This is a genomic window from Chromohalobacter sp. 48-RD10, assembly GCF_029889785.1.
GTDB lineage: Bacteria > Pseudomonadota > Gammaproteobacteria > Pseudomonadales > Halomonadaceae > Chromohalobacter.
Genome location: NZ_JARANX010000157.1, coordinates 1 through 1,110, shown reverse-complemented (window position 1 = coordinate 1,110; position 1,110 = coordinate 1). Strand labels below are relative to the sequence as shown.

General features: G+C 65.8%; 1 protein-coding gene and 1 pseudogene. Both read left to right on the top strand.

Annotation, left to right across the window (positions count from 1 at the left end):
• Window positions 1–572, top strand: a pseudogene (locus OP496_RS17910) (hypothetical protein); the annotation flags it as partial.
• The coding region (locus OP496_RS17905; RefSeq protein ID WP_280565294.1) for an FAD-dependent oxidoreductase at window positions 569–1,110 on the top strand (542 nt) is incomplete at its 3' end. The pseudogene OP496_RS17910 and the gene OP496_RS17905, both read left to right, overlap by 4 nt.

Genomic DNA, 1,110 nt, shown 5'->3' with positions numbered 1-1,110 from the left:
AAACCGAAGACGGTGACGTCGCCGCCAGCGTGGCGCTTCAGGGCGTCGCGAACGGCGACGGCGAGGCGCCCTTGCGGCAACTCGCTGCCGATACGCCCAGCGTCACCTATGTCGATCGCATCGAGCGCCTGTCCGGGCTGCTCGGCGAGCTGCGCACGCATATCGCCGAATGGCTGTCATTGGGCCTCATCTTGCTGGGCGTAGGGCTGACCCTGCGTTATCGTCGGCGTACCTGGCGAGTACTGTTGCCCCCGCTGGGCGCTACGCTGATCGTATTGACGAGCTTCGCGATGGCCGGCATCCCGCTCAACGTCTTCAGTCAGTTGGGGCTATTGCTGGTCTTGGGCATCGGCCTCGACGCGGGTATCTTCAATGCCGAGCACCCCCGCCAGGCCGCCGCCTGGCTGGCCATCAGCCTGTCCACGCTGACCAGTCTGCTGGCCTTCGGACTGCTTGCTTTCAGTGCCACCCCGGCACTTCACTATCTCGGCCTGACGTGCCTGATCGGTTTGGCCGCGGTGTGGGGGCTGGTCTACTTGCTCAGGCCTGGACCACGAGGAGACGCAGGATGAACATGCACACCGACGCATCCCCGCATGCCAACGACTGCGACGTCGCCATCATCGGTGCCGGGCCCTCCGGAGCAGCCTCTGCCGCACGCCTGAGCCGTCTCGGATGGCGTGTGCATGTCATCGAACGCAGCCATTTCCCGCGTTTTGCCATCGGCGAAAGCCTGTTGCCGCAGAGCATGGCCTATCTCGAGGCAGCCGGCTTGCTGGAAACGGTTCAGGCCGCCGGTTATCAGCCCAAGAACGGCGCCGCCTTCACGCGCCACTCGCGGACCACCGCCATCGACTTCCGCGACAAATCCACCCCCGGCTGGGGCACCACCTATCAGGTCCCGCGTGCCGACTTCGACCAGCGCCTGATCCACGCCGCCGAGGCCCAGGGCGCCACGCTCGAGTTTGGCACCACGGTCACCGCGTTCGACGCCGACGCCGCGTGTCCCATACTGCAACTCAAGGACGAACAAGGTGCGACGCGCCACTTGAACGCGCGTTTCGTGCTCGATGCCAGCGGCTATGGCCGGGTACTGGCACGCCTGGAATC